Source organism: Streptomyces sp. B5E4 (assembly GCF_039871555.1).
Lineage (GTDB): Bacteria > Actinomycetota > Actinomycetes > Streptomycetales > Streptomycetaceae > Streptomyces.
Genome location: NZ_JBDPMI010000027.1, coordinates 110,845 through 117,596 on the forward strand (window position 1 = coordinate 110,845; position 6,752 = coordinate 117,596).

Annotated in this window: 7 protein-coding genes and 2 rRNA genes; 1 reads left to right on the forward strand and 8 read right to left on the reverse strand. The window is 71.5% G+C overall.

Going from position 1 to position 6,752, the window contains the following annotated elements; translation table 11 throughout:
- Positions 1-107 precede the first annotated feature (107 nt).
- The gene (locus ABGA99_RS28190; RefSeq protein WP_347583700.1) at positions 108-1,319 is read left to right on the forward strand and encodes a DUF5667 domain-containing protein; all 1,212 of its coding nucleotides are present in this window, start codon (positions 108-110) and stop codon (positions 1,317-1,319) included.
- Positions 1,320-1,329: 10 nt separating this feature from the next.
- Here the strand turns inward: ABGA99_RS28190 and ABGA99_RS28195 are convergent, their stop codons facing one another.
- The 8 genes from ABGA99_RS28195 to ABGA99_RS28230 form a co-directional block, all read right to left on the reverse strand.
- Positions 1,330-2,511, reverse strand: coding sequence for a lysophospholipid acyltransferase family protein (locus ABGA99_RS28195; RefSeq protein WP_347580214.1), 1,182 nt, complete (start codon positions 2,509-2,511; stop codon positions 1,330-1,332).
- Complete coding sequence (locus ABGA99_RS28200) at positions 2,504-3,592, reverse strand: NAD-dependent epimerase/dehydratase family protein (protein ID WP_347583701.1); 1,089 nt, start codon at positions 3,590-3,592, stop codon at positions 2,504-2,506. The genes ABGA99_RS28195 and ABGA99_RS28200 overlap by 8 nt, the downstream gene beginning before the upstream one ends.
- A 138-nt stretch (positions 3,593-3,730) precedes the next feature.
- Positions 3,731-3,829, reverse strand: a complete 99-nt coding sequence (locus ABGA99_RS28205; protein WP_003948845.1) for an AURKAIP1/COX24 domain-containing protein — start codon at positions 3,827-3,829, stop codon at positions 3,731-3,733.
- Positions 3,830-3,954: 125 nt separating this feature from the next.
- Positions 3,955-4,164, reverse strand: coding sequence for a helix-turn-helix domain-containing protein (locus ABGA99_RS28210; protein ID WP_158691643.1), 210 nt, complete (start codon positions 4,162-4,164; stop codon positions 3,955-3,957).
- Positions 4,165-4,292: 128 nt separating this feature from the next.
- On the reverse strand, positions 4,293-5,111 hold the full coding sequence (locus ABGA99_RS28215) for a phosphatase (protein WP_347580216.1): 819 nt from the start codon (positions 5,109-5,111) through the stop codon (positions 4,293-4,295).
- Between the two features lie 87 nt (positions 5,112-5,198).
- The gene (locus ABGA99_RS28220; RefSeq protein WP_347583702.1) at positions 5,199-6,368 is read right to left on the reverse strand and encodes an acetoin utilization protein AcuC; all 1,170 of its coding nucleotides are present in this window, start codon (positions 6,366-6,368) and stop codon (positions 5,199-5,201) included.
- Positions 6,369-6,430: 62 nt separating this feature from the next.
- Positions 6,431-6,547 (reverse strand): 5S ribosomal RNA (rrf, locus tag ABGA99_RS28225).
- A gap of 101 nt (positions 6,548-6,648) precedes the next feature.
- Positions 6,649-6,752 (reverse strand): 23S ribosomal RNA (locus tag ABGA99_RS28230); the annotation flags it as partial.

The following is a 6,752-nucleotide window of genomic DNA, read 5'->3' on the forward strand; positions in this document are numbered from 1 at the left end:
TCGCGAGTTGTCCACCCCGGCTCATCTCTTCGAGGGAAATGGGTCAAGGAGTACAACTATGCGGGCGGGATAGGGAGTCCCACACAGAGACCCCGAGTCGACAGGAGGTGCCGCCCGTGATCGGATCCGTATCGGCACACCGGCGGGCGAACGCCTTCGCCCAGGCCCTTGATGAGGAGTCTCGGGCGCAGCAGGCGGAAGCGCTGGCGGCAGATCCCGAGCAGGCACGACTGCTCGGCCTCGCGGGGCAGCTCGCCTCGGTGCCGGGGCCGACCCTCGACCCCGAGGTCAAGACCGTCCAGCGGACCCGGCTCATCGCCGCCATGGAGGCGATGCTCGCCGAGGACACCGCGGAGAGCACCGAGGCCCCGCTGATCCCCGCGCCCCGCAAGCGCGGCGCCCACCGCGCGGCAGGACCGCTGTCCCGGCTGCGCCCGCACTCCCGCCTCTCCCGCGGCGTGGCCATCGGCGGCGCCGGTGTCGGCGTCGCCGCCGGCGCGTTCAGCGCCGCCGCCGCGGTCAGCTCCGACGCACTCCCGGGCGACACCCTCTACGGCCTCAAGCGCGGCATGGAGGACCTGCGCCGCGGCATGGCCGACGACGACACCGAGCGCGGCCGCATCTACCTCGACCAGGCCTCCACGCGGCTGAACGAGGCGCGGCGCCTGATGGAGCGCGGCCGCGCCGGCGACCTCGACGCGGAGTCGATGAGCGAGGTCCGCGAAGCCCTCGACAACGTACGGCACGACGCCGTCGAAGGCCGCAAGCTGCTGCGCGGCGCGTACGACGAGGACGGCTCGCTCGGCCCCATGCAGACCCTCTCCACGTTCTCGCAGAAGAACGAGCGCAATTGGCAGCAGCTTCGCGACCGGCTCCCCGTCGAGCTGGGCGAGCTGGGCGACGAGGTCAGTTCCGTGTTCGACGCCATAAGACATGACGTCGCCCCGCTGTCCTCGCTGCTGCCGGGACCCGACGACGACACCTCCCCCAGCGGCACCTCGCCGGGCACCGCAAGCACCGGCGGCGGCCACACCGACACCGACCCGGCCGAGCCCGCCCCGTCGTCCACGGCCACCGCCGACGGCGAGGTCGGCGACGACGGCGAGCCGAAACCCAGCACCACCGAGGAGGGCGGGCTGGTCGGCGAGGACGGACTGATCGGCGGCATCCTCCCCGACGACGACGAGCCGGGCGACCAGGAGTCCGGGGACAGCAGCTCCACGCCCACGGAGACGCCCGGCAAGAAGAACCCCGAGATCACCCTCCCGCCCCTGCTGCCGCTGCCCGACCTGGGCCTCGACTTCGGCGAGGAGGAATAGCGGGTAGGGGTCAGAAGAAGACCGACCGCCGCTCGACGAGCAGCTTGTACAGCGTGTGCTGGATCGTCTCGCGCACCTGGTCGGTCAGGTTGAACATCAGCATCGGGTCGTCCGCCGCCTCCGGCGGATAGCCGTCCGTGGGGATCGGCTCGCCGAACTCGATCGTCCACTTCGTCGGCAGCGGTACGGCCCCGAGCGGGCCCAGCCACGGGAACGTCGGCGTCACCGGGAAGTACGGCAGCCCCAGCAGCCGCGCCACCGTCTTGGCGTTGCCGAGCATCGGATAGATCTCCTCCGCGCCGACGATCGAGCACGGCACGATCGGCGCCCCCGCCCGCAACGCCGTCGAGACGAAGCCGCCGCGGCCGAAGCGCTGCAGCTTGTAGCGATCGGCGAACGGCTTGCCGATCCCCTTGAACCCCTCCGGCATCACGCCGACGACCTCGCCCCGCGCCAGCAGCCGCGAGGCGTCGTCGGCGCACGCCAGCGTGTGCCCGCCCTTGCGGGCGAGCTGGTTGACGAACGGCATCATGAACACCAGGTCGGCCGCGAGCAGCCGCAGATGGCGGTCGGCGGGGTGGTGGTCGCGGACGGCGACCTGGGCCATCAGCCCGTCCCACGGCACCACGCCGGAGTGGTTGGCGACGACGAGCGCGCCGCCGGTGTCGGGGATGTTCTCGACGCCCTTGACCGTCACCCGGAAGTACTTCTCGAAGACCGGGCGGAAGAGCGGCACGAGCACCTGGTCGGTCAGCTCCGCGTCGTAGCCGAACTCGTCGACCTCGTAGTCGCCCGTCAGCCGCCGCCGCAGGAAGCCCAGCGCGTCGCCGGCCCTGCGCTCCCAGCCGCCGCCCAGGAGCCGCGGCAGCGCGTCCATGAGAGCGCTCTGCAGCGCCGTGGCGACCGCCTCGGCGGCCTCGGTGCCCGGCGGTGCCGTACGGGGCGCTGACGCGGCGTCGTCCGCCGTGCCCGCGGCCCCTGCCTGGTCCGTACGGTCCGCGCCGTCGCCCTCCGCGGGTCCTTGCGGTCCCTGCGCGCCGGGCAGCGCGGTGAGCGCCGCCTCCGCGCCCGTGGCGCCGCCGGCACCGCCGCCGTCCCCGCGCCGGGGCCGGGCTGCGCCGGACCGGCGCCGGGGCTTGCCGCCGCCGCGGGAGCGGTCGTCGTCGAACGGAATGACCTTCGCGTCAGCCATCGTGCACCGGCTCCTTCGCAACGCCGTCCCCCTGCACCGGGTTCCGCGCCCCCGGCAGCCCCAGCAGCTCACCGACCGCGTCGACGGCCCGCCGCACCTCACGCGGCGGCAGCAGGCCCGCCGCGCGACCGGCGGCGAAGTCGGTGAACGCCCCCACCGTCGAGTACTCCGGCGTGAAGCCCAGCAGTTCACGCATCTGCGTCGTCTCCACGACCCGCCCGTGGGTCAGCAGCCGGATCTGCTCCGGCGAGAAGTCCGTCATGCCCGCGGACCGCAGCGCCGAGCCGACCCACGTCACCGCGGGCAGCGGCACCGGGACCGTGGGACGGCCGAGCCGCCGGGCGGCCTGGGACAGCAGCAGCACACCCTCGCCGGCGATGTTGAACGTGCCGCTGTTGATCGTGCCGCGGCGCGGCTCGCCGGCCGCGAGCAGCAGCACGTCGAGGACATCGTCCTCGTGCACGAACTGCAGCCGCGGGTCGTAGCCGAGGACGGTGGGCAGCGCCGGCAGCGTCAGGTACTCGGCGAGCGGCGTGTCCGCGCGCGGGCCGAGGATGTTGGCGAACCGCAGCACGCACACGGCGACGTCGGGGCGGCGCCGGGCGAACCCGCGCACGTACCCCTCGACCTCCACGGCGTCCTTCGCGAAGCCGCCGCTGGGCAGCGCCTTGGGCGGCGTGCTCTCGGTGAACACGGCGGGGTCGCGGGGCGCGGAGCCGTAGACGCTGGTGGTGGATTTGACGACGAGCCGCCGCACGCGCGGCGCCTGCTGGCAGGCGCCGAGCAGGTGCATGGACCCGATGACGTTGTTCTCCTTGACCGCCGCCCGGCCGCCGCGGGCGAGCGGGGTGCCGGTGACGTCCATGTGCATCACCGTGTCGACGCGGTGCTCGACGAGGATCCGGGCGAGCACGGGATGGCGGATGTCCGCGGGGACGAAGTCGGCGCCGCCGAGCTGATGCTCGGGCGCCCGGGCGTCGACGCCGATGACGCGGTCGACGTCCGGCTCGCGCAGGAGCCGGCGGACCAGGCGCCCGACGAGGGGGCGGGCGACGCCGGTGACGAGCACGGTTCTGCCCACTGGCCTTCGCCTTCCTCTCCCTGCCTGCCCGCACGGACGATCGCCCCACCGTATACGCAGGACATCGCGGCACCACGCACAACCGCCGTCCACCCGCCGGGAAAGGCGGATGGACGGCGGTACGGGTGCGGGCTACCGCTACTTCTTATTGCGGCGCTGCACTCGCGTGCGCTTCAGCAGCTTGCGGTGCTTCTTCTTTGCCATCCGCTTACGCCGCTTCTTGATCACAGAGCCCACGGGTACCCTCGCTCACTTCTCTCCGTCGGGGTGGGCGGGCAAGGGCCCACACGTCTTACAGGCGCCCAAGCCTACCCGTGCGGACTGGATTGACGTAATCGAGGGTGCGCAACCGGTCGGACCCGTCAGGCAGACTCCACCCCCACATACGACTCGCGGAGGTATTCGTGCACGGCCTGCTCCGGCACCCGGAAGGACCTCCCCACCCGGATCGCCGGCAGATGGCCACTGTGCACCAATCGGTACACGGTCATTTTGGACACTCGCATCACCGCGGCTACTTCAGCCACGGTCAGGAACACAACCTCGTTGAGAGGCTTATCGCTTGCAGCCATGACACACCTGAACCTTCCGCACATGACGGACACCGGCTTCCCCTCCGGTGCCTCCTCCTCGCATGCGCGCTCCTCCCCAGATTAGGGGCGGGTGATGCAAGTGGGGAAGAGGAGTAGCGATCGCATGGCTACAGTGACAGACGGGCGTGTTTGAGCACATAGTCGGCAACCGGCCCGTAGCTGTCCGGTTGCACAGAGTCATCAAGAGGCACCACGACGGGCACCCGGCCCTCCGCCTGGGCGACGAAGGGTGCCGGGTCGTCCGCGTCCGCCAGACCGATGGCCTCGATGCCCAACTGACCAGCCCCGCAAGCCCATCCGTGGTCCCCCACCACCAGCCCGGGCAGCGGTCCGCCCGCCGCCGCGGCGGCACCGAGTGCCGCACGCAGGGGAAGCGGAGAGTGAGTATGGACCCCCCTGGTCGAGGGGGGAGTGGAGGGGTCCGGGTCGCCCAGAACGGCAACACTCCCGGGGTAGTTGAGACGGTATGTACGTACGCCGAATCGGGTCGTTATGTCGACATCTCTGCCCTCACCGGGGGTGAGAACAACGCACCCGGCCGCCGAGAGCGCCACCGCCAAGGGGGCGTAGAAGCCGAGGAGGACGTCGGGGTGCCCGGTCCCGAACAACACCGCCTCGCCGTCCCGCGCGGCGGCGCGCAGCCGCTCCGCGAAGGCGTGCAGGGCGGCGATCGTACGGTCCGGATCGATGACCTCGGTGCCCGAGATCCGGCCCGGATCCCCGCTCGTACCGCAGCGTTCGGCCATCAGCCGCAGCAACTCGGCCACCGACCAGTCGCGTTCCGGTTCCAGGCCGAGTAGCACCCGGGGGTCGCGGGCCGCGAACTGCTGATACCTGCGGAGGCTCTTGTCGCGGCTCGTCGCCACCGGCCCGGCGATCCCCGTCGCCAGCAGATGCCTACGCAACAAGGGTGCGTCGGTCAACACCCGCCCCACTCTGGCCGCCTTTACGGGCGGAACGGGTGGCTTCGCGAATATTTCGCCCACAAGAAAGCGCGGGCGGGCACGGCTCCTTCAGGGCAGCAGCCCATGCGCAGGGAACACCGTCCGCCGCGCGGCACGCACCGCACGGTCCAGCGGCGAGCCCGGGTCGTACCCCGCCTCCCAGTCCGCCCAGGAGGCGTCCCGCCCGTCGGTCATCCGGTACGGGGCCTGCTGCCCGGTCCTCCGCAGCGCCTCGGCCCGCCAGGTCTCGGGGACCTCCGTGGCCGGCAGGACGGGGTGGCCGGCGGAAATGGCGCAGAGGTGGGCCCAGGAGCGCGGCACGACGTCCACGACGGCGTACCCGCCTCCGCCGAGGGCCAGCCACCGGCCGTCCGCGTGCTCGTGCGCCAGGGCGTGACACGTCTCCATCACCGCACGCTGCGCGTCCAGACTGACGGCGAGATGCGCCAGGGGGTCCTCGGCGTGCGTGTCGGCCCCGTGCTGCGACACGAGCACCTGGGGGGCCCACGACGCCAGCAGCTCCGGCACGACGGCGTGGAACGCCCGCAGCCACCCCGCATCCCCGGTCCCGGCCGGCAGCGCGACGTTCACCGCCTGCCCCTCGGCCCCGGACCCGCCGGTCTCCTCGGGCCAACCGGTCTGGGGGAAGAGCGTGCTGGGGTGCTCGTGGACGGAAATGGTCAGCACCCGTGGGTCATCCCAGAACGCCGCCTGTACGCCATCCCCGTGGTGCACGTCCACATCCACGTACGCCACCCGCTCCACGCCCAACTCCAGCAGCCGCGCGATGGCCAGCGCCGCATCGTTGTAGACGCAGAACCCCGAAGCAGCACCGGGCATCGCATGATGCAGCCCCCCGGCGAAGTTCACGGCATGCACCGTCCGCCCGTCCCACACGGCTTCCGCCGCGGCCACGGACTGCCCGGCGATCAACGCCGACGCCTCGTGCATCCCCACGAACGCCGGAACGTCCACCGTCCCGAGCCCGTACGAAGGATCGGCCTGCTCCGGCGCCGCCGCCGCCTGCCGCACGGCGTCGATGTAGTCCTGCCGGTGCACGAGCCGCAACGTCGAGTCGCCGGCCGCGGGCGCCGCGACGACGTCGACGGCCTTGTCGATCCCCAGTTCCTCGACGAGGCGCATGGTCAGCGCCAACCGAACGGGATCCATGGGGTGTTCGGGACCGAAGTCGTACGCGGTGACTGCCTGGTCCCACATCAGGTGCGCGCGGCCGCTCATATCGGCCACGGTAACGCACGAAAGCCGCCCCGAAGCGTTCGGGACGGCTCTCATGAAGAATTGTTCGGCGGTGACCTACTCTCCCACACGGTCCCCCATGCAGTACCATCGGCGCGGTCGGGCTTAGCTTCCGGGTTCGGAATGAGACCGGGCGTTTCCCCAACGCTATGACCACCGAAACACTATGAAACTATCCCCCACCAACTCGCCGGCAGCTCACCGGCAGAATGTTGGTGGGCGGGTTGTTGTTTCAGAACCCGCACAGTGGACGCAAGCAGCTATGGACAAGCCCTCGGCCTATTAGTACCGGTCACCTCCACCCCTCACAGGGCTTCCAGATCCGGCCTATCAACCCCGTCGTCTACAGGGGGCCTTAACCCCTCA

What these genes read in the sequence shown, in the direction of transcription:
- ABGA99_RS28210 (WP_158691643.1), bottom strand. Translation starts at nt 4,164, where the DNA reads ATGGCTGCAAGCGATAAGCCTCTCAACGAGGTTGTGTTCCTGACCGTG.
- ABGA99_RS28195 (WP_347580214.1), bottom strand. Translation starts at nt 2,511, where the DNA reads ATGGCTGACGCGAAGGTCATTCCGTTCGACGACGACCGCTCCCGCGGC.
- ABGA99_RS28220 (WP_347583702.1), bottom strand. Translation starts at nt 6,368, where the DNA reads ATGAGCGGCCGCGCGCACCTGATGTGGGACCAGGCAGTCACCGCGTAC.